This is a genomic window from Cryobacterium lactosi, assembly GCF_004403945.1.
Taxonomy (GTDB): domain Bacteria; phylum Actinomycetota; class Actinomycetes; order Actinomycetales; family Microbacteriaceae; genus Cryobacterium; species Cryobacterium lactosi.
On record NZ_SOHM01000002.1, the window covers coordinates 123201 to 141859 of the forward strand.

Consider the following 18659-nt stretch of genomic DNA (forward strand, 5'->3'; position numbering starts at 1 on the left):
CGCCCGGTTGTCCGGTTCACTAAGCTGACCGCCATGTATGCGCTCTTCTCTGCCGTGCTCCTGGTGCTCCTCATCGCCGCCCTGGTGGACATCATCACCCGGCAGGAGGGGCAGGTGAAGCACCTGCCCAAGGTCCTCTGGGTGATTCTGGTGATCTTCCTCCCGGTGATCGGCAGTGTGCTCTGGTTCGCCATCGGCCGGGAGTACCCGGCACCGGCCGACCGGCCCCGGGTGAGTGTTCCGCGCCGCCGTCCAGCGTACGAGGGGCCCGCGGAGCCGCCGGTTCGGAGGGTGCGCACCACCGAGGAAGAACTGGCCGACCTGGACCGCGAGATCGACTTCCATACCGAACAGGCCCGCATCCGCCGTATCGAGGCCGAGCTGGCCGATCGGCGGAGGCCGACGGACGAACCGTGAGGCTGCCGGCGGACGGGGAGTGAGGCTGAGCGTCACACGGAGCGCCGGCGACGGTCTACGCTTGGGTTTGTGGTCATAGACAACAAAACACCCCAGCAGCCCGTTCGCTCCGAATTCGACAAGATGGTCGCGGGAGAGTGGTATCGGTATCGCTCCGGGCCCGAGCTGGCGGAAATGACCACGAGCACCCAACGCACCTGCCGGCAGATCACCGCGCTCTACGACGACGACCAGCCCGCTGCGCATGCGCTGTTCACCGAGATGGTCGGCAGCGTCGGCGCCGGAGCGGACTTCCGGCCGCCCCTGTACCTGGACTACGGCGCCCAGCTGCATGTGGGCGCGAACACCTTCATCAATGCGGACTTCCTCACCCTGGGCGGCGGGGAGATCACCATCGGCGCCAACGTGCTGGTGGGACCGAGCGCCCGGCTGTACACACCGAGTCATGCTCTGGATGTTCAGGAGCGCCGCGCGGGCTACGAGCGGGTCTCGCCGATCACCATCGAAGACGACGTCTGGCTCGGCGGCAACGTTGTGGTCTGCCCCGGTGTGACCATCGGCGCGGGCAGCATCATCGGTGCCGGCTCGGTCGTCACCAAGGATGTGCCGGCCGGGGTCATCGCCGCCGGCAATCCGGCCCGTGTGGTGCGCGCGATCGAGCCGGACGACCGGATCGGGCTCGGAGCGGTCTAACCGCGGCTGCCGGGCGCGGCCGAGCGTACGCTGGATTGATGACCACAACTCCCCAGCACGCCCTGCCCTCTGGATTCACCGCGCAGTCGACCGCGACCGAGGTGCTCGCCGGCATCGACCTCGGCGGCAAGACGGCGATCGTCACCGGCGGCTACTCCGGACTCGGCATCGAGACCGTCGCCGCGCTCGCCGCGGCCGGCGCCCGGGTGGTTGTGCCGGCCCGGCGTCCAGAGGCGGCCTGGGCAGCCCTGGATGCGCGCGGCCTGACCGCCGTGGAGGTCGAGGCGCTCGACCTGGCCGATCTGGTCAGCGTGCGCGCCTTCGCCGAGCGTTTCGTGGCCACCGGCCGCAGCGTCGACATCCTGATCAACAACGCCGCCATCATGGCGTCCGCCGAGGCCAGGGTCGGTGACGGCTGGGAGTCCCAGTTCGCCACCAACCACCTCGGTCACTACGTGCTGACCAACCTGCTCTGGCCCGCGCTCACGGCCGCGGAAGGCGCCAGGGTCGTTGCGCTGTCGTCGACGGGGCACAAGCTCAGCGGCATCCGCTTCGACGACCCCGACTTCAGCTCCGGCTACGACAAGTGGCAGGCGTACGGGCAGGCCAAGACCGCGAACAGCCTCTTCGCGGTGCACCTGGATGCCCTCGGCGCCGACTCCGGCGTGCGCGCGTTCGCCGTGCATCCCGGCGGCATCATGACCGAGCTGCAGCGACACCTGCCCCGGACGGAGATGATCGCCGCGGGCTGGATGACCGAGGACGGCACCGTGAACCCGCTGTTCAAGTCCCCGGAGCAGGGCGCGGCCACCTCCACCTGGGCAGCCACCTCGCCGATGCTCGACGGCATGGGCGGCGTCTACTGCGAAGACTGCGACATCGCCGAACCCACAGTGGCGGGCAGCGCCACGGCCCGGATCAGCGGAGTCGACGCCCATGCGATCGACCCGGATGCGGCGGCCAGGCTCTGGGCCTTCTCGGCCGAGCTCACCGGCGTGAACGCCTTCGCCTGACTCTGTCCTGCGCTGTTCTCACCCGCGCACGGGTGCCTGCACCCGGCCCCCGCCCGCTAACTGTGTCCGCATGGGTAACAGTTGCGACTGCTCGGCCGGGATTCTAGGTTGGGGAGATGGGCAAGGATGCGGGCCGGGCGACGGATGCGGGTGCGGCACCGCGTGGCGCCGCCGATGCTGACGGGGCGCTCTGGGCGGCGGAGGGGATCCCGTCTCCGGCCCGGCGCGCGCTCGTGGCCGCGGGCATCCTCACGGTGGAGGATCTGCGCAGGGCGGACCCGGATGTTCTCGCCCGGCTGCACGGCATGGGCCCCACGGCCATGGCACGGTTGCGTCCGCTGCGCGACGGCTGACACTCCAGCCCCGGCCGGGCCGACGCGCGAGCGCCTAACCGTTGCCGCAACGAACAAGTGCGCCCGGCGTACCGGGCGCACTTGTACGCAGGGGTTACAGTGGCGACTGCGCAGCCGCCGGCGGCTTACTCGCCCGGCGTGAAGTTGAGCGAGATCGAGTTCATGCAGTAGCGGTCACCGGTGGGGGTGCCGAAACCGTCGTCGAACACGTGGCCCAGGTGCGATCCGCAGGCGGCGCAGCGCACCTCGGTGCGCACGACACCGAGTGAGCGGTCTTCGATGAGCTCGACGGCCTCGGGGCGCACCGACTCGTAGAAGCTCGGCCAGCCGCAGCCGGAGTCGAACTTGGTGCCGCTCTTGAACAGCTCGGCGTTGCAGGCGCCGCAGGTGTAGACGCCCGCCCGACCCTCGTCGAGGAGCTCGCCGGTCCAGGCTCGTTCGGTGGCCGCACCGCGCAGAACGCTGTACTGCTCCGGGGTGAGTTCAGCCTTCCATTCGGCGTCAGACTTGGTGACCTCGTAGTCCATGGTGCGTCCTTTCAAATCCAGTCTCGACAGAGAACTGCCTCCAGCGTAAACTCGGCCGGCGGCCTTGGCATTCCCGGGTGCGGCACACTCGGTGATTGCCCAGCCGATTCCCACCCTTGACGGTATCGGGTCCGGGTCTTGCGCGACAGGCGGGACCGGTCAGGGAAAACCCAGTCCGTGCCAAATAGGATGACGCGTATGGCGACCAGCGAGCACGGCGAGAGCGAACGGCGCGCCGACGGCGCTCTGGGCCTCAGCCCGCGCGATGAAGACCTGCTCGCTTTCGAGCGGCGTGGGTGGTCACACCCCGGCGCCAAGGAGCAGGCAATCCGCACCGAGTTCGGCCTCTCAGCTGCCCGGTACTATCAGTTGTTGGGTGCCTTGCTCGACTCCCCGCTTGCCCTCGCCCACGATCCCATGCTGGTCAAACGACTGCAGCGGATGCGTGACGCGCGTTCGCAGGCACGGTCGGCCAGAGCCATCCGCCCCATCGAGTAGGGAACCTCCTACCGTGTGTTCAGCCAACCGAGGATCGAACCAGACAGACGATGCCCACTTCGTACCCGAAAGACCGCTTCGATGACCTCCCGCACAAGCTCGACCGAGTGGGGGCGCACCGTGCACCAGCCAAAAAGGGGCGCCGGTGGGTTGCGGTGTGGTGGGCGCTGGGCGCAACCGCCCTGCTGATCGGTGTGGGTGCCGTCGGCCTGACCGTGCTGAACAACCGGCTGAACATCACCATTCCCGGGATCGAGGCCGAGACGCCCGCCGCGGAGCCGACGACCGAACCGGTGCCCACCGCGGAGCCGACCACTGACCCCAGTGCGAGTGTCACGGTACTCAACGGCACCCCGACGACCGGCGTGGCCAGGTCGGTGGGCGACCTGCTCACCACCGGTGGCTGGACCGTCGGCAGTACCAGCGACGCGGACACCGAAGACTTCGTCACGACGACCGTCTACTACGCGGATGCCTCTCTGGAGGGCGCTGCCCGCGGTGTGGCGGCCTTGCTGCCCGGTTCGGAGGTCTTGCTCTCCGAGGACTTCGCGGGCTCAGACGCCAGCCTCACCGTCGTTGTCGGCTCCGACTACGCCATGCCTGCCGAGTGAGCTGACCACCCGTCTGCCGACCTACTGGGATTGGGTCGCTCAGTCAACCCCCTTTTGAACTTGGCTTCCGTCACTAGTGTCTGCAGTGGTCGCTCATTTTCTTGCGAAGCGCTCTCAGCCTGAGGGCGCTTCAACGAGACGGTGGACGCAGTTTCTGCGCCAGGCCCGGTAACACCAACGGGTGAGTGCCGAAATACAACACTGCATTAGGGGAGTTTCACATGGCGAACGGAACCGTTAAATGGTTCAACGCTGAAAAGGGTTTCGGCTTCATCACTGTCGATGGAGGAGGACAGGACGTCTTCGTTCACTACTCCGCCATCGACATGCACGGCTACAAGGTTCTTGAAGAAGGTCAGCACGTCATCTTCGAACTCGGTACCGGTGCCAAGGGTCCGCAGGCCGAATCGGTCCGCCCGGCTTAACCGCCACGCGTCGAACAGCTACCTCTCGATCGGGATCCTCACGAACCCTGATCGAGCACCGAGTCTCAGTCACGCCACCACCTAGACCGCCAGGCAGACATACCAGGCGGGCTAAAGTGTGTGGCGTGACTGCGTTTCGGATGTCCCTTCGACCCACCCGTCGATCCCGGCCCCGCGTGCCGGGGGCGATCGTGGCGATCCTGGTGGCCGCCGGGCTCGGCCTGGGGCTGATCGGCTGCTCGGCACCGCCGAGCGAGCCGGCCGCGTCGCCGAGTCCGACCCTGCCCCCTGGCGTCGCGCCCCTGCGCGGCACGCCAGTGGACCCGGCCGGTTCCGAGCATCCATCTTTGGCCGTGAAGATCGACAACCACCCCGCTGCCCGGCCGCAGCTCGGCCTCGAGAGCGCCGACCTGGTCTTCGAGGAACTGGTCGAGGGCGGTCTCACCCGGTACGCCGCCATCTGGCACTCCGACGTGCCCGCCGAGGTGGGTCCGGTGCGGTCCATCCGCCCGATGGACCCCGAGATCCTGAGCTCCTTCGGCGGGATCGTGGCATATTCGGGCGGCCAGCCGCAGTTCGTCGACGCGATGAAGGCCACCCCGCTGTTGAACATCATCTTCGACGAGGACGCCACGGGCCTGTTCGTTCGTGCCGAGGACCGGGATTCCCCGCATGACGTGGTGCTCGCTGCTGCCGAAACCGTGCAGTTGCACTCCGACCTCGCCGAGCCGCGCGCCCAGTTGGACTATGCCGACAGTGGCGAAGACACCACCGCCGTCCTGGCTGGCGAACCGACGGCCACGATCGTCACCCGGTTCTCCGAGTCCGGCGGGCGGGCCTGGGACTGGGACCCGGCCACCGCGGCCTACCTCCGCAGCCAAGACGGCGCCGCCGACCTCGACACCACTGGAACCCAGCTGCGCGCCACCAACGTCCTGGTGCTGCGGGTGGAGGTGGACCGGAGCGGCGAGGTGCCCCGCACCATCCTGACCGGCTCCGGCGAGGCCTGGGTATCCGCCGGCGGGTCGACGATGCCGGCCACCTGGTTCAAGGATGGCCCGGCCGCGCCGATCCGGTTGGCCGACGCGGCCGGGGCCACGATCGAGCTCGCACCTGGGAACACCTGGATCGAACTGGTTCCCGCTGACGGCGGCAGCGTGGAGCTGGTGCCCTGACTCAGCCGTCCGGCGGGCACCGACGCCCCGTGTTCACTTGCACTCTCGACCCCAGAGTGCCAGAATCGGTTTAGCACTCTGCGGTTTGGAGTGCTAACCCATCATCGTTTTGGTAACGTCCGGGAGGGACGAGAAACACATATGGCAAAGATCATTGCTTTCAATGAAGAGGCCCGTCGCGGCCTTGAGCGCGGCCTCAACATCCTCGCTGACACGGTCAAGGTGACCCTCGGCCCGCGCGGACGCAACGTCGTGCTGGAGAAGAAGTGGGGCGCCCCCACGATCACCAACGACGGCGTGTCCATCGCCAAGGAGATCGAGCTCGACGACCCGTACGAGAAGATCGGCGCTGAGCTCGTCAAGGAGGTCGCCAAGAAGACCGACGACGTCGCCGGCGACGGCACCACGACCGCCACCGTTCTCGCTCAGGCTCTGGTTCGCGAAGGCCTGCGCAACGTCGCAGCCGGCGCCGACCCGATCAGCCTCAAGCGCGGTATCGAAAAGGCCACCGCTGCGGTCATCGCCGAGCTCATCGCCAGCGCCAAGGAGATCGAGACCAAGGAAGAGATCGCGGCCACGGCCTCCATCTCTGCCGGCGACGCCGAAATCGGCGCGATCATCGCCGAGGCCATCGACAAGGTCGGCAAGGAAGGTGTTGTCACCGTCGAGGAGTCGAACACCTTCGGCACCGAGCTCGAGCTCACCGAGGGCATGCGCTTCGACAAGGGCTTCCTGTCGGCATACTTCGTCACCGACCCCGACCGTCAGGAAGCGGTCTTCGAAGACCCCTACATCCTGATCGTCAACTCCAAGGTCTCCAACATCAAGGACCTGCTGCCGATCGTCGACAAGGTCATCCAGAGCGGCAAGCAGCTGCTCATCATTGCCGAGGACGTCGACGGCGAGGCCCTGGCCACGCTCGTTGTGAACAAGATCCGTGGCATCTTCAAGTCGGTTGCCGTCAAGGCCCCCGGCTTCGGCGACCGTCGCAAGGCGCAGCTGCAGGACATCGCCATCCTCACCGGTGGCCAGGTCATCTCCGAGGAGGTCGGCCTCAAGCTTGAGAACGTCACCCTCGACCTGCTCGGTAACGCCCGCAAGGTCGTCATCACCAAGGACGAGACCACCATTGTCGAGGGTGCCGGCGACGCCGAAGCCATCGCCGGTCGCGTTCAGCAGATCCGTAACGAGATCGAGAACACCGACTCCGACTACGACCGTGAGAAGCTCCAGGAGCGTCTCGCCAAGCTCGCCGGTGGCGTTGCCGTCATCAAGGCCGGCGCCGCGACGGAGGTTGAGCTCAAGGAGCGCAAGCACCGCATCGAGGACGCCGTTCGTAACGCGAAGGCAGCCGTCGAAGAGGGCATCGTCGCCGGTGGTGGCGTTGCACTCATCCAGGCCGGCAAGACCGCATTCGAGAGCAAGGCAATCCTTGACCTCGTCGGCGACGAGGCAACGGGCGCGAACATCGTGCGCGTCGCCATCGACGCTCCGCTCAAGCAAATCGCGCTCAACGCCGGCATGGAGCCGGGCGTTGTCGCCGACAAGGTGCGCAACCTGCCCGTTGGATTCGGCCTCAACGCCGCGACCGGCGAGTACGTCGACATGATCGCTGCCGGCATCAATGACCCGGTGAAGGTCACCCGCTCCGCGCTGCTGAACGCATCGTCGATCGCTGGACTGTTCCTCACCACCGAGGCCGTCGTCGCCGACAAGCCCGAGAAGAACCCGGCCCCGGCCGGCGACCCCTCGGGTGGCATGGACTTCTAAGTCCAGCCTCACCAGCAGTAACGAATAGATGTGGGCGTCCCCTTCTGGGGGCGCCCACATTCGTGTGTCCGGTGCTGCTCCCGAATGCTGGGGTGTTACCGTGCGGTATGGGGGTTCGGGGACGGTCGAGGTCGGCCGGCGCGCTGGTGCCGGCGGCGTTGCTGGCTGTGGCGCTCCTGGCCGGCTGCGCCGCAGAATCGCCAGTACCGGTCGAACCGGCAGCGGGCCCGATCGGCACCCCGGCACCGGCGGATGCGGTCACCGCACCGGCGCCCAGGCTGGGCCTCGACTGCGCCGCCCTCGTGCCGGATGATCTCGCCGCCGAAACCGTGACCACCGGGCTGGTGCCGCTTCCGTATGCCGCAGCCTTGCTCGGTGTGGGCCCGCTCAGCTTCGCGATCGAGCAGCTCGGCGGCACGGCCTGCGCCGCGACAGACCCTGCAGCTCCCGGGCCGGGAGACGGGGCAGGGCCGGTCGTCTCCGGCTACACGGTGCTCGTGCTCCCCGACGCCGCCGAGCAGTACGCCCGCTATGCGGAGCTCTACACCGACGTCACGAGCGGCACCGATGCTCCTTACGGTGATTCCGCCGGGGGAGCATGCTTCGGCCGCGGCGCCGAGTCGTCGTGCACGAGCAACATCCTGGTCGGCAGCACCTGGATCGAAGTGCAGCTGACGGGCATCGATGTCGACGCTGCGATGAGCAACGACGATGTGGCTGAGCGGGTAGCACCGCTGATCGAGTCCATCGTCACGACGGTGGCGGAGGCCCCGGCGCCCGGACCGCTCTGGACACCGGCCGCGAACGCGGTGGCGCTGCCGGACGACTGCACCGTCTACGCCACCGCCGACGAGGCACGTTCGATATTCCAGCGCACCGAGGAGCTGTGGGTCGGCCCCGCAGGCGGCGGTGGCTGGAGTCTCCCCGCGGGCGCGTGGAGCATGAGCGGAGCAGAACGATGTTCCTGGCTGCTGGAGAACTCCGACAACGGCGTACTCTCGGTCGACTCACTTCCCGGTGGGGCTTGGGCCTACGACGCGATGTGGAGCCTGACCGCAAGACCCGACCAGGGCGCAAGGAACGCCGAATCGATCCCGGGGGTCGAGCGGGCCTCGTTCGCCTGTGGCAGCGCGACCGAGACGTGCAGCCTCGACACCGTGATCGGTGGCAACTGGGTGCAGTTCAGCACGCCGTCTGCCCAGGGTGATCCTGACGTCCTACGCGACAGATTGACCCAGACCGCCGTGGGAGCCGCCGCCCGTCTCTCCGGCTGAGCCGGCCCCTACCGGGCGATCCGGGCAGCCCTCTCCGGAGAGCGCTACCGGGCGAACAACCGGGCGTTGGCCTGCTCCACCTCGGCGTACTGCTGGCCGGCCTGCCCGAGCGCCTGGTTGAGCGCATCCGCGCTCTGCTCGACATGTTGTTGAGTGGTGCGCCACGCCGACACCGCCGCCTGGAACTGTGTGGATGCCTGCCCGGTCCAGGAGCCTTCCAGCCCGGTGAGTTGACCGAGCAGCGCCGCCACCTCGGCCTGGATGCGAGACATGGTGGCGCGTGCGGCGCCGGTGGTGGTGATCAGTGCATCGCTGTCGACCTGGAACTGGGTCATCGGAACGCTCCGTTCGCTCGTGTGGCGCCCCAATGGCGCCCGCGGTCGACGTTACGGCGCACAGGCAGCCGAGCCGGGGACTGCCGGCATCGGGGGAGAACCCGGCATCGGCCGTCGGCGTGGAGGAGCGGCGCCAGGTGCTCGACACTCCACCGCAGCGTCACCCGCGGCCCTCAGCCGCGCAGGGCGGGTCAGCTCAGGGTGGTCGAGGCGAGCGACTGCGGGGCCGCGGCCGACTCGGCCAGCGGGAACCAGACCCGGAAAGTTGCTCCGCCGCCCGGGGTCTCGACGACCTCGACCGAGCCGTTGTGGCTCGCCACGATGGAGGCCACGATCGCCAGGCCCAGGCCGCTGCCGCCGGTCTCCCTGGCCCTGGAGGTGTCTGCCCGCCAGAAACGCTGGAAGATCTTGTCGCGGATCTGCGGGGGGATGCCCTCGCCGTGGTCGATGACCGAGATGGAGGCGCGCTGGTTGCGCCGGTCCACGGCGACCTCGAGTTCCACCGGGCTGTCGGCCGGGCTGAACCGCAGGGCGTTGCCCATCAGGTTGGTGATGACCTGGCGCACCTTGTTCTCCTCGGCCATGATCACCGCTTCGAGTTCCGGCGGTGCCTCGACGGCGGGGGGAACCTCACTGGCGGGCAGGGCCGCATCCGTGCGCTTGGGGCGGCGGGTGCGGAGCCTGGCGAGGGTGGCGCCGGCGAAGGAGATCGTGCCGGTGCTGGACCCGGACGGCTCGGCCTTGGCGGCGGCGCTCTTGGTGGCGGCGGTTTTGGCGCTGGCCCCGTCGACGGCCGGAGCCGGGGCGGGAGACACCGGGGCGGGGGCGACCTCACCCGTGGAGTGGGCCAGGTCGATCGGGGATTCCTGCGCCTCCTCGGTGAACTCGGCTGGGTGACTGGTCAGCACCGTGACCCGGCGGCCGGGCGAGGAGGCCATGGCGTCGAGCGCGGCATCGTGCGCGAGGGGCAGCAGGTCGACGCGGGTGAGCGAGAGCGGCTTGGTCTCATCCAGCCGGGCCAGTTCGAGCAGATCCTCGACGAGACCGCCCATGCGGATGGCTTCCTTCTCGATGCGCTGCATGGCCTGGGCAACGTCGTCGGGGGTCTGTAGAGCGCCCATCCGGTAGAGCTCGGCGTAGCCGCGCACCGACACCAGTGGGGTGCGCAGCTCGTGGCTGGCGTCGCCGACGAAGCGGCGCATCTGGTCGATCGTGCGGGCACGGTCCTTGAAGGCCCGGTCGATGCGGCTGAGCATGGTGTTGAGGGACCGGTTCAGCCGGCCCACCTCGGTATTGGGGGTGGCTCCGCCCAGCCGCTGGCTGAAGTCGCCGTCGGCGATGGCCGCAGCCGTGCGCTCGACCTCGCGCAGCGGCGCGAAGGTGGTGGTGACCAGCAGTCGGGTGAGCATGGCGCCCACCAGCACCACCCCGACACCGAAGCCGAGGAAGATGCTCAGGTAGGTGTTGACGGTGTTCTGCGCCGACTGCAGGGACACGGCCATCAGCAGGGTGCCGTAAGTGCCGGTGGAATTGATCACGAACGGCACGGCCACGGCGTGGAACTCGGTGTCGCCCTCCGCGTCGGAGAGCTTCTGTACGGCGCCGTTCATGCTGATCACGCTGGGCAGGTCCAACGGCATCGTTACAGCGGGCAGGCTGGAGCGGGGCCGGTCCCGCCAGGTACGGTCCTTGAGCACGCCGTTCTGGTCGTAGACCGCCACGAAGTAGTCGGAGTCCACACCGGCAGCGCTGCCGTTCTCCATCGAGTTGCGGTAGTCCATCAGGGTGGTCTGCGCCTCGGTCTGCAGGCTGGCATCCACCTGCTGCACAACGTAGTTCTGCAGGATCACCATGGTGCCCACTCCGGAAACGAGCAGGCCGAGCGTGAGCATCAGCACGGTCACACCGGTGATCTTGGAGCGGAGCGAAATCCGGCTCCAACGGTCCATCAGGGCCACATGCATAGTTCCAGTCTAAAGAAGTGAAACTGGGTCTATGCCTTGGCGGCCTTGAGCATGTATCCGAAACCGCGCTTGGTCTGGATCAGCGGCTCGCTGGAGTGCATGTCCACCTTGCGGCGCAGGTACGAGATGTAGGACTCCACGATGCCGGCGTCGCCGTTGAAGTCGTACTCCCAGACGTGGTCCAGGATCTGCGCCTTGGAGAGCACCCGGTTGGGATTGAGCATCAGGTAACGCAGCAGCTTGAACTCGGTGGGGCTGAGCTCGATGGGCTGGTCGCCGACGAGGACCTCGTGGGTGTCCTGGTCCATGGTCAACTCGCCGGCGCGGATGACCGCGTCTTCGTCGGCGTGCATGGTGCGGCGCAGGATGGCCTTGATCCGGGCCACGATCTCGTCGAGGCTGAACGGCTTGGTCACGTAGTCGTCGCCGCCGACGGTGAGGCCGGTGATCTTGTCTTCGGTGTCGTCCTTGGCCGTGAGGAAGAGGATCGGCGCGGTGTAGCCGGCCGAACGCAGGCGCTTGGTCACGCCGAAGCCGTTCATGTCGGGCAACATCACGTCGAGGATGATCAGGTCGGGCTCTTCCTCAAGCACGGCGGAGATCGCCTGGGCACCGTTTCCCACGGCGCGCACGGCGAACCCGGCGAAGCGGAGGCTGGTGGTGAGGAGATCCCGGATGTTGGGTTCGTCGTCAACGATAAGGATGCGGGGGCCGTCAGTCATGCACCCAGTATCTGCGCGTTAGCTGGTGCTTTCCTGTGAGTGGGCGGTACGTGGGCGCCTCAAGGCTGAGGCGCCCACCGATAACGCGCCGTGTGGCCGCCTAACGGGTGCTGCGGTGCGCCTTGACCAGGTCGGCGCAGCGTTCGCCGATCATCATGGTGGTGATGTTCGGGTTGACGGTCACGAGGACCGGCATGACCGACGCATCCGCCACCCGCAGCCCGGTGACACCCTTGACCCGCAGCTCGGGGTCGAGCGGGGCGAGGGCGTCGTCCACGGCGCCCATCCGCACGGTGCCGGCCGGATGGTAGACGGTGTTGTGGGTCTTCTGGATGTACGCGGTGATCTGCGCATCCGTCTGCACAGCTTCGCCCGGGTAGAGCTCGGTGCCGGCCCACTCGGCCATGGCCGGCTGGGCCACGATCTCCCGGGCCTTGCGGATGCCCGCCACCAACACGCGCATGTCGTGCGGGTCGGTGAAGTACCGCGGGTCGACCATCGGCTTGTCTCGGTAGTCGCTGCTGCGCAGCTTCACCGTGCCGCGGGAACGCGCCCGGGTGACGTTGGGCGTGAGGCAGAAGCCGTTCTCGGTGGTCGGGTAGCCCTGCCGGGCCGTGTGCATGTCGAACGGCACCGAACCGTAGTGGAACATCAGGTCGGGCCGGTCGAGGCCGTCTTCGGTGGTGGTGAAGATGCCGGCCTCCCACCACTGAGTGGAGGTCTCGGTCATCGGCTGCTTCGCCTCCCACTGGATGACGCCCTCCGGGTGGTCCTGCAGGTTCTCGCCCACGCCGGGGGAATCGGCGAGCACCTCGATGCCGAACTCGGCGAGCTGCTCTGCCGGGCCGACGCCGGAGAGCATCAGCAGCTTGGGGGAGTCGATGGCGCCGGCGGAGAGCACCACCTCGGCGCGGGCGGTGAGCTGGATGGTCTTGCCGAAGCTGGATTCGACGACCTGCACGCCGGTGCAGCGCTTGTTCTCGTCGAAGGTGAGCTTCTTGGCCCGCATGCCGGTGAGCAGGGTGAAGTTCGCGCGCTCCCGAATCGGATGGATGTAGGACACTGACGAGGACGCGCGGGTGCCGTCGGCCTGCCGGTTGATCTGGAAGAAATTGGCACCGTTGATCACTGTCGTGCCGGAGTTGAACGTGGTCCGCGGGATGCCGGTCTGCTCGCAGGCGTCGAGCAGGGCGATGCCGCACGGGTCGGTGGCCGGTACGTTCATCAGGTGCACGGGGCCGTCCTGGCCGTGGTGATCGGCCTGGTCCTCGTTCGTCTCGAGCCGCTGGTAGATCGGGAACGTGTTCGCCGCATCCCAGCCGGTGGCCCCGTAGACGTTCGCCCAGTCGTTCAGGTCTTCTGCCGGCGCCCAGAACGCGATGCAGGAGTTGTGGCTCGAACAACCGCCGAGCACCTTGGCGCGGGCGTGGCGCATGAAGGAGTTGCCGTGTTCCTGCGGTTCGATCGGGTAGTCCCAGTCGTAGCCGCTCTCCAACAGTTCCATCCAGCGATCCAGCTGCAGGATCACGTCGATGTCGCGGTCGTCGGGGCCGGCCTCGACGAGGGCTACCGTCACGTCGGGGTCCTCGCTCAAGCGCGCGGCGACGGCGGCGCCGGCGGAACCGCCGCCGATGACGATGTAGTCGAATTCAGTCTCTGTCATGGGTGATCTCCTTCCGGCGCTCAGCGCGCCGCGAACCAGCCGGTGACTGCCGGGGCCGTGTTCTGGTAGATGTGCTTGGTTTCCTGGTACTCGCCCAGGCCGGCGTGGCCGAGCTCGCGGCCGATGCCGCTCTGCCCGTAGCCGCCCCACTCCGCCTGCGGCAGGTAGGGGTGGAAGTCGTTGATCCACACGGTGCCGTGGCGCAGGGCCTGGGCGACGCGCTGGGCTTTGCCGGCGTCCTGCGTCCATACCGCCCCGGCCAGGCCGTAGACGGTGTCGTTGGCGATGCGCACGGCCTCGGCCTCGGTCTCGAAGGTCTCGATGGTCACGACGGGGCCGAAGGCTTCGTCGATGACGACGGACATGCCGCTGTGCACCTGGTCGAGCACGGTCGGGGTGTAGTAATAGCCCTGCTCGAGGTCGCCCTCGCCCCAGGTGCCGCCGCAGCGCAGCCGCGCTCCTTCGTCGATGCCCTTCTGCACGTAGGCGGTGACCTTGTCGCGGTGCGCGGCGCTGATCAGCGGCCCGGTCTCGGCGGCGGGGTCGAACGGGCCGCCGAGCTGGATCTGGTTGGCGCGACGCACGAGCTCGTCGACGAAGCGTTCGGCGATGGATGCTTCCACCACGATGCGCGCCCCGGCCGAGCAGACCTGGCCGGAGTGCACAAACGCGCCGTTGAGGGCGTTGTCGACGGCGGCATCGAAGTCGGCGTCGGCGAAGATGACGTTCGGGTTCTTGCCGCCGAGTTCGAGGGCGACCTTCTTGACGGTGCCGGCCGCGGCCGCGGCGATCTTCTTGCCGGTTTCGAGGCCGCCGGTGAATGACACGAGGTCCACGTCGGGGTGGCTGGAGAGCGGGGCGCCCGCCACGGCTCCGGCGCCAAGCACCAGGTTGGCGACGCCGGCGGGCAGGCCGAGGTCGTGGAGCAGCCGCATCATCAGGATGCTGGTGTGCGGGGTGAGCTCGCTGGGCTTGAGCACGAACGTGTTGCCCGCGGCGAGGGCCGGCGCGATCTTCCAGGCCGCCTGCAGCAGCGGGTAGTTCCACGGGGCGATGAGCCCGCACACGCCGACGGGTTCGTGCACGATGCGGCTGATCACATTGGGGTCGCCGGCGTCGACGATGCGTCCGGCGTCCTCGGCAGCGATCTTGCCGAAGTAGGCGAAGCAGTTGGCGATGTCGTCGATGTCGATCTCGCTCTCGAGCAGGCGCTTACCGGTGTCGAGGGTTTCGGCCCTGGCGAACTCGGCCTTCCGCACCCGAAGCTCCGCCGCAACGCGCAGCAGGAAGTCACCGCGTTCCGGTGCGGGAACGGCGGCCCAGACCTGGCTGTCGAAGGCCGCGCGGGCGGCCTGGATGGCGGCCTCGGCATCCGCCGTCGTGGCCTCGGACACGTGGCCGACGAGCTGACGGTCGGCCGGGCAGTGGATGGCCCGGGTGCCGCCGTCGCTCGCCGGCCGCCAGGTACCGCCGATGAACAGGGTGCTGGGGCGCTCGGTCGGTGCGGGGGTGTTCAGTGCGTTCATGTGTGTACCTCGTCCGATTCGAAATCGGCTTCCCAATTGTCTTTGGCTACCTGGTCTTCGGCGAAGGTGGTGTTCCCTGGCTGCTCTGCACGGTTGAGGTGCAGGAAGTCCAGGTGGGTTTCGTAGTGGTCGAGCACGTCGGTGATGACCTGCTCCTTGCTGTACCCCATGAGGTCGTAGCCGTGGCTGCCCTCGGCCGAGAAGACCTCCATGCGGTAGTACTTGCTGCCCGACGCCGCCGTGCGCACGGCATAGGACGGGATGTCGAGTTGCACGGGGTAGATCTGATACTTGAAGCCGCGCTCCTCACCCATCGACACGAGCAGGTCGACGTGGGGGATCTGCAGGCCGTCGACGACGCCCTCGCTGATGGTGACCTCAGCACCCTTGGCCACGAGTTCGTCGTGCACCTCTTTCAGGGCAGGGAGGGCCACGGTCGACACGAACCGTTCGGCCTGTTTGGGGCCGGGGTAGCTCATCGCGCGGGACAGCCGCTGGCGCCAGTTGCGGGCCTTGGCCGGGTCGCCGCTGCGGCCGGAGAGCAGCCCGGGCAGGCTCACCCGGTAGCTGTCGGTCAGGGATTGCTCCACCCGGAGGGCCTTGTAGAGCCCGAGCATGATCAGCAGGAGCACCGCCGAGAACGGCAACCCCATGATGATGGTGGCGTTCTGCAGATTGGGGATCCCTCCCACGAGCAGCATCGCCAGGGTGAGCACACCCGTGGTGACGGCCCAGAATACGCGCAGCCACTTCGGGCCATCAGATTCGGAATCCTTCAGGTGCGAGGTGAAGTTCGCCATCACCAGGGCGCCGGAGTCGGCCGAGGTGACGTAGAACAGCAGGCCGGTGAAGGTCGCGACCGCGGCGCTGAACGGCGCCAGCGGGAACTCCGCGAGCAACGAGTAGAACGCCTTCTCGGGGGAGTTCATCGCGATTTCGCCGAAGCCGGCGTCCCCGCCGATCACGATGGCGAGGGCGCTGTTGCCGAAGATGGCGATCCACAGCAGGATGAACGCGAACGGCACCACCAGAACGCCGGCGACGAACTCGCGGATGGTGCGGCCGCGGGAGATGCGGGCCAGGAACAGGCCGACGAACGGCGCCCAGGCGATCCACCAGGCCCAGAAGAACAGGGTCCAGGAGTTCATCCACGCGTCGGGCCGGTCATAGGCGAAGGTGTCCAGGGTCATCGCCGGGAACCGGCTGAGGGTGTCGCCGACGTTCTGCACGACCGCGTCGAGCAGGAACGACGTGTTCCCGGCGATCAGCACGAAGAGCATGAGCCCCACACAGAGCAACACGTTGAGCTCGGAGAGCCGCCGGATGCCCTTCTCCACGCCGGTGACCGCGGAAATCGTCGCCATCACCACCGAGAGGGCGATGAGAGACCCCTGCACGAACAGGGTCTGCGGGGTGCCGAACATGAAGGTGAGCCCGTAGTTGAGCTGTGCGACACCGATTCCCAGGCTGGTGGCGATGCCGAAGATGGTGCCGAGGATGGCGGCGATGTCGACGATGTTGCCGATCGGCCCGTAGATCCTCTTGCCGAAGATCGGGTAGAGCGCCGACCGGATGCTCAGGGGCAGGTTCTGCCGGTAGGAGAAGTACCCGAGGGCCAGGCCCATCAGCGCGTAGAGCGCCCAGCCGGTGATGCCGTAGTGGAACAGTGTCCACACCATCGCCTGGCGGGCCGCCTCGACGGTGCTCCCGTCACCCGTGGGCGGCGCGAGGTACTGCGTGATGGGTTCGGAGACCGAGAAGAACATCAGGTCGATGCCGATCCCGGCGGCGAACAGCATCGACGTCCAGGTGAACATGCTGAACTGTGGCCTGGAGTGATCGGGGCCGAGCCTGGTCTTGCCCACCCTGGAGATTGCGATGTAGATCACGAAGACCAGCACGAGGGTGACGATCAGGAAGTAGTACCAGCCGAGATTGGTGGAGACCCAGCCGACGACGGAGCCGATCACATCGCTGGCGGTGGCGGGGGCGAGAATCGACCAGAGGGCGATTGCGATGACTCCGGTGGCGGAGCCGATGAAGACGGTCTTGTTGACGCGGGTCTTGGTTTCCGGCGGAGCCGCGGAATTTATGGGCGGTGCGGGAACAGATGAATCTAGTTCAGAAGTGGGCATGTCATCCTTGGAGCTTGGCGCTTGCGTATCATCTGACGTGGCCGCGGACGCGGCCTGGTGCGCCCGTTTTCGGCGCAAAGTTGCCAAGCCTAGCAAAGTCCCCCGTTTGGGGTACGGATGAGCGAACCCGACGCTCTGTCGCGGGCGGCCCTTCCGTCAAGGACCACTTGCCCGTACGGTGGCGCACAGAACGACCGCGACGGGCAACGAGAGCACCGGCATGAGGCGTGCCGGTCTGGGGCGACGGATGGGTGGACAGTCATGAGCGAGTCGGCACCGCGACACCGCCGGGACGATGCCGAACCCCTGGTCATCGCCGGGGCCGGCCTGGCCGGTGCGCGGGCGGCCGAGGCCGTGCGGGCGGCCGGATTCGAGGGGCGGCTGGTGCTGGTCGGAGAGGAAGTCCCCGCCCCGTACATCCGCCCGCCGTTGTCGAAGGAGTACCTCGCCGGGTCGGCCGACCGGGACTCGGTGGACGTGCATCCGCTGGGCTGGTTCGCCGAGCATGCGGTTGAGCGGGTTGCCGGGCACCGGGCCGCGGTCCTGGACCGGGCCGCCCACCGGCTGACCCTCGACGACGGACGGGAGCTGCGTTATTCGCGACTGCTGCTGGCCACCGGTGCGTCACCGCGGCCGTTCCCTGGACCGGGGGCGAGCCTGCCCGGGGTCTACTACCTGCGCACCGTCGAGGATGCCGACCGGTTGCGTGTCGCGCTGTCGGAGGGCGGCCGTCGGGTGGTCATCGTCGGCAGCGGCTGGATCGGGCTGGAGGTGGCTGCCGCCGCGAAGGGCTACGGGAACGATGTCATCGTGCTGGGCCGCGGCGCCGTACCGTTGCAGTCCGCGCTCGGCACCGAGGTGGGCTTGGTCTTCGACCAGCTGCACCGTGACCACGGGGTGCACCTGGGCAACAACACCGACGTCGTGGAGCTGGAGGGGGAGACCCGCAGCGGCGGCACCCGGGTGACCGGGGTGCGCCTGAGCGACCGCACCCTGGTTCGTGCCGATCTGGTGGTGGTGGGCCTGGGCGCCACGCCGAACACCCAGCTCGCCCTCGGCGCCGGCCTCGTCGTGGACAACGGCATCGCGGTGTCGGCCACCTTCCAGACCGACGACCCCGACATTTTCGCAGTCGGGGACGTGGCGAGTGTCTTCCACCCCCGCCTTGGCCACCGGCTCCGGGTGGAGCACTGGGCGAACGCCGACACGGCCGGCGCCGCCGCCGGGCGGGCGCTGCTGGGCGACACCACGGAGTACGCCGCTATCCCGTACTTCTACACCGACCAGTTCGACCTAGGCATGGAGTACTCCGGGTTCGCCGACCTCGCCGGGGACGCGGATGTCGTCTTCCGGGGCGATAGGCCCGGCCGGGAATTCGTGGCGTTCTGGCTCGCCGACGGGCAGGTCGTCGCCGGGATGAACGTGAACGTCTGGGATGTGAACGAGACCGTGCAGCGACTCATCAGGTCCAGGGTCAGAGTGGACCCGCGCCGACTCGCGGATGAGAGCATAGCCTTGGAAGACCTGCTCGAGCCGACACCCGGCACGGCCTGAGCAC

18 protein-coding genes are annotated in these 18659 nt (G+C 67.9%); 11 read left to right on the forward strand and 7 right to left on the reverse strand.

The genetic code is table 11. The annotated features are described in order from the left end of the window. Positions 1-33 precede the first annotated feature (33 nt). From E3T61_RS00715 to E3T61_RS00730, 4 genes are all read left to right on the forward strand, one after another. Positions 34-417, forward strand: coding sequence for a PLD nuclease N-terminal domain-containing protein (locus tag E3T61_RS00715; protein ID WP_134639008.1), 384 nt, complete (start codon positions 34-36; stop codon positions 415-417). A 123-nt stretch (positions 418-540) separates the two neighbouring features. Beyond that, complete coding sequence (locus E3T61_RS00720) at positions 541-1110, forward strand: sugar O-acetyltransferase (protein ID WP_134639106.1); 570 nt, start codon at positions 541-543, stop codon at positions 1108-1110. A 38-nt stretch (positions 1111-1148) separates the two neighbouring features. Beyond that, complete coding sequence (locus tag E3T61_RS00725; protein WP_134639009.1) at positions 1149-2123, forward strand: SDR family NAD(P)-dependent oxidoreductase; 975 nt, start codon at positions 1149-1151, stop codon at positions 2121-2123. Positions 2124-2239: 116 nt separating this feature from the next. After that, positions 2240-2476, forward strand: a complete 237-nt coding sequence (locus tag E3T61_RS00730) for a helix-hairpin-helix domain-containing protein (RefSeq protein ID WP_134639010.1) — start codon at positions 2240-2242, stop codon at positions 2474-2476. Between the two features lie 125 nt (positions 2477-2601). Here E3T61_RS00730 and msrB read toward each other — a convergent pair whose 3' ends face one another. Beyond that, positions 2602-3003: a peptide-methionine (R)-S-oxide reductase MsrB gene (gene msrB / locus E3T61_RS00735; protein ID WP_130178129.1), complete on the reverse strand. Its 402-nt coding sequence runs from the start codon at positions 3001-3003 to the stop codon at positions 2602-2604. Between the two features lie 198 nt (positions 3004-3201). Here msrB and E3T61_RS00740 point away from each other — a divergent pair, with 198 nt between their 5' ends. The 6 genes from E3T61_RS00740 to E3T61_RS00765 all read left to right on the forward strand — a co-directional run bounded on the left by E3T61_RS00740 (position 3202) and on the right by E3T61_RS00765 (position 8756). Further along, positions 3202-3501, forward strand: a complete 300-nt coding sequence (locus E3T61_RS00740; RefSeq protein WP_241992311.1) for a DUF3263 domain-containing protein — start codon at positions 3202-3204, stop codon at positions 3499-3501. A gap of 50 nt (positions 3502-3551) precedes the next feature. Then, entirely contained in the window at positions 3552-4112 is a 561-nt protein-coding gene (locus E3T61_RS00745) for a LytR C-terminal domain-containing protein (RefSeq protein WP_134639012.1), read from the forward strand. A 221-nt stretch (positions 4113-4333) separates the two neighbouring features. Further along, positions 4334-4537 (forward strand): cold-shock protein, encoded by a 204-nt coding sequence (locus E3T61_RS00750; RefSeq protein WP_088457037.1) that lies wholly within the window; start codon positions 4334-4336, stop codon positions 4535-4537. Positions 4538-4662: 125 nt separating this feature from the next. Further along, a complete protein-coding gene (locus tag E3T61_RS00755; RefSeq protein WP_134639013.1) occupies positions 4663-5712 on the forward strand; it encodes a DUF3048 domain-containing protein in 1050 nt (349 codons plus the stop codon). Between the two features lie 141 nt (positions 5713-5853). Further along, a complete protein-coding gene (gene groL, locus E3T61_RS00760; protein ID WP_110128146.1) occupies positions 5854-7482 on the forward strand; it encodes a chaperonin GroEL in 1629 nt (542 codons plus the stop codon). 107 nt (positions 7483-7589) lie between these two features. Then, complete coding sequence (locus E3T61_RS00765) at positions 7590-8756, forward strand: hypothetical protein (RefSeq protein WP_134639014.1); 1167 nt, start codon at positions 7590-7592, stop codon at positions 8754-8756. Between the two features lie 44 nt (positions 8757-8800). Here E3T61_RS00765 and E3T61_RS00770 read toward each other — a convergent pair whose 3' ends face one another. From E3T61_RS00770 to betT, 6 genes are all read right to left on the reverse strand, one after another. Beyond that, positions 8801-9091 (reverse strand): WXG100 family type VII secretion target, encoded by a 291-nt coding sequence (locus E3T61_RS00770; protein ID WP_134639015.1) that lies wholly within the window; start codon positions 9089-9091, stop codon positions 8801-8803. A gap of 191 nt (positions 9092-9282) precedes the next feature. Then, positions 9283-11055 (reverse strand): sensor histidine kinase, encoded by a 1773-nt coding sequence (locus tag E3T61_RS00775; RefSeq protein ID WP_134639016.1) that lies wholly within the window; start codon positions 11053-11055, stop codon positions 9283-9285. Between the two features lie 29 nt (positions 11056-11084). Then, positions 11085-11777: a response regulator transcription factor gene (locus E3T61_RS00780; RefSeq protein ID WP_066597326.1), complete on the reverse strand. Its 693-nt coding sequence runs from the start codon at positions 11775-11777 to the stop codon at positions 11085-11087. A gap of 100 nt (positions 11778-11877) precedes the next feature. After that, entirely contained in the window at positions 11878-13440 is a 1563-nt protein-coding gene (locus E3T61_RS00785; protein WP_134639017.1) for a GMC family oxidoreductase, read from the reverse strand. A gap of 20 nt (positions 13441-13460) precedes the next feature. Continuing rightward, positions 13461-14966 (reverse strand): aldehyde dehydrogenase family protein, encoded by a 1506-nt coding sequence (locus tag E3T61_RS00790; protein ID WP_134639018.1) that lies wholly within the window; start codon positions 14964-14966, stop codon positions 13461-13463. Next, entirely contained in the window at positions 14963-17101 is a 2139-nt protein-coding gene (gene betT, locus E3T61_RS00795) for a choline BCCT transporter BetT (protein ID WP_134639019.1), read from the reverse strand. The genes E3T61_RS00790 and betT overlap by 4 nt, the downstream gene beginning before the upstream one ends. A 261-nt stretch (positions 17102-17362) precedes the next feature. Here betT and E3T61_RS00800 point away from each other — a divergent pair, with 261 nt between their 5' ends. After that, the gene (locus E3T61_RS00800) at positions 17363-18655 is read left to right on the forward strand and encodes an NAD(P)/FAD-dependent oxidoreductase (RefSeq protein WP_134639020.1); all 1293 of its coding nucleotides are present in this window, start codon (positions 17363-17365) and stop codon (positions 18653-18655) included. Positions 18656-18659: the final 4 nt, after the last annotated feature.

Coding starts and splice junctions, on each gene's coding strand:
- E3T61_RS00715 (WP_134639008.1), top strand. CDS start 34: ATGTATGCGCTCTTCTCTGCCGTGCTCCTGGTGCTCCTCATCGCCGCC.
- E3T61_RS00720 (WP_134639106.1), top strand. CDS start 541: ATGGTCGCGGGAGAGTGGTATCGGTATCGCTCCGGGCCCGAGCTGGCG.
- E3T61_RS00725 (WP_134639009.1), top strand. CDS start 1,149: ATGACCACAACTCCCCAGCACGCCCTGCCCTCTGGATTCACCGCGCAG.
- E3T61_RS00730 (WP_134639010.1), top strand. CDS start 2,240: ATGGGCAAGGATGCGGGCCGGGCGACGGATGCGGGTGCGGCACCGCGT.
- msrB (WP_130178129.1), bottom strand. CDS start 3,003: ATGGACTACGAGGTCACCAAGTCTGACGCCGAATGGAAGGCTGAACTC.
- E3T61_RS00740 (WP_241992311.1), top strand. CDS start 3,202: ATGGCGACCAGCGAGCACGGCGAGAGCGAACGGCGCGCCGACGGCGCT.
- E3T61_RS00745 (WP_134639012.1), top strand. CDS start 3,552: ATGCCCACTTCGTACCCGAAAGACCGCTTCGATGACCTCCCGCACAAG.
- E3T61_RS00750 (WP_088457037.1), top strand. CDS start 4,334: ATGGCGAACGGAACCGTTAAATGGTTCAACGCTGAAAAGGGTTTCGGC.
- groL (WP_110128146.1), top strand. CDS start 5,854: ATGGCAAAGATCATTGCTTTCAATGAAGAGGCCCGTCGCGGCCTTGAG.
- E3T61_RS00765 (WP_134639014.1), top strand. CDS start 7,590: ATGGGGGTTCGGGGACGGTCGAGGTCGGCCGGCGCGCTGGTGCCGGCG.
- E3T61_RS00770 (WP_134639015.1), bottom strand. CDS start 9,091: ATGACCCAGTTCCAGGTCGACAGCGATGCACTGATCACCACCACCGGC.
- E3T61_RS00775 (WP_134639016.1), bottom strand. CDS start 11,055: ATGCATGTGGCCCTGATGGACCGTTGGAGCCGGATTTCGCTCCGCTCC.
- E3T61_RS00780 (WP_066597326.1), bottom strand. CDS start 11,777: ATGACTGACGGCCCCCGCATCCTTATCGTTGACGACGAACCCAACATC.
- E3T61_RS00785 (WP_134639017.1), bottom strand. CDS start 13,440: ATGACAGAGACTGAATTCGACTACATCGTCATCGGCGGCGGTTCCGCC.
- E3T61_RS00790 (WP_134639018.1), bottom strand. CDS start 14,966: ATGAACGCACTGAACACCCCCGCACCGACCGAGCGCCCCAGCACCCTG.
- betT (WP_134639019.1), bottom strand. CDS start 17,101: ATGCCCACTTCTGAACTAGATTCATCTGTTCCCGCACCGCCCATAAAT.
- E3T61_RS00800 (WP_134639020.1), top strand. CDS start 17,363: ATGAGCGAGTCGGCACCGCGACACCGCCGGGACGATGCCGAACCCCTG.